Raw genomic sequence first — 1,276 nt, forward strand, 5'->3', positions numbered from 1 at the left:
TGTTGCTACTGTCTCAGAGGGCATTCAACTCAGGCAAGGGGGAATTAAGGCCACTATACTCTTGTTGGGAGCGACTAATACCCCAGAACAAGTCAAAGCGATCGCTCACTGGCAATTGGAACCAACTCTGTGTAATCCTCAACAAGCTTTAGTGTTTTCGGAAACCTTGAGTGGTCTAAACCAAAGCCTGCCAGTGCATCTGAAACTAGATACAGGAATGTCCCGGTTGGGAATGCCTTGGCAAGATGCTATCGAGTTTGTACGCCTAGTCCAACAATTACCTAACTTGGAAATAGCTAGTGTCTATTCCCATCTAGCCACTGCTGATAGTCCTGACCCCACAGTGATGAGACAGCAGCATCAAAGGTTTAAAAACGCGATCGCACAATTGCAGGCTGGTGGCATAACTCCTCCCCGATTGCACTTAGCCAATTCCGCTGCCACCTTAACCGATTCAGCATTGCACTACGATTGGGTGCGTGTCGGATTAGCCCTCTATGGTCTCTATCCAGCGGAGCATCTTCAAAATGTTATTCACCTCCAGCCAGTGATGCAGGTAAAAGCGCGGATCACCCAAATTAAAACTATTCCCCCTGGCACTGGTATCAGCTATGGCCATCAATTTATTTCAAATCGACAGATGCGTATAGCAGTAGTCGGTATTGGCTATGCTGACGGTGTTCCCCGAAATCTTTCTAATCGCATGAATGTCATCATCCGAGGGCAGCAAGTTCCTCAGATTGGCGCAATTACTATGGATCAGCTCATGTTGGATGTTAGTGATATTCCTAATATACAAGTTGGGGAAATTGTTACCTTAATTGGACAGGATGGGGAAGAGCAAATCTCAGCAGATGACTGGGCTATGGCTTTAGGCACCATTTCCTGGGAAATTATTTGTGGTTTTAAGCACCGACTACCCCGTGTAGTAGTAGGGTAAGCCGTCAGCGGTCAGCGGTCAGCGGTCAGCGGTCAGCGGTCAGCGGTCAGCTTATTATATTCAAAAGTAGCGTGGCCACAGGCCAAAGGCTGATAGCTGATAGCTGATAGCTGATAGCACCTCAAGTAGCGTGCGCTAATCGCTGATAGCTGATAGCTGATAGCTGATAGCTGATAGCTGATAGCTGATAGCTGATAGCTGATAGCTTACCAATTAACAAATTTAATGTTATTAAAATAAAATTCATCCATCTAATCCCTTTGCCATTAGGGAGTCAGAATGTGTTACCCTAAAAGGGTTTTATAAACATCGCACATCCAGGGTTTCGGGTGTTTC

General features: G+C 46.1%; 1 protein-coding gene. It reads left to right on the plus strand.

Annotation, left to right across the window (positions count from 1 at the left end; all coding sequences use genetic code 11):
* On the plus strand, window positions 1-940 hold a 940-nt coding region (gene alr / locus F6K49_RS50060), incomplete at its 5' end, for an alanine racemase (RefSeq protein WP_293110282.1).
* Window positions 941-1,276: the final 336 nt, after the last annotated feature.

The organism is Moorena sp. SIO3I6 (genome assembly GCF_010672095.1).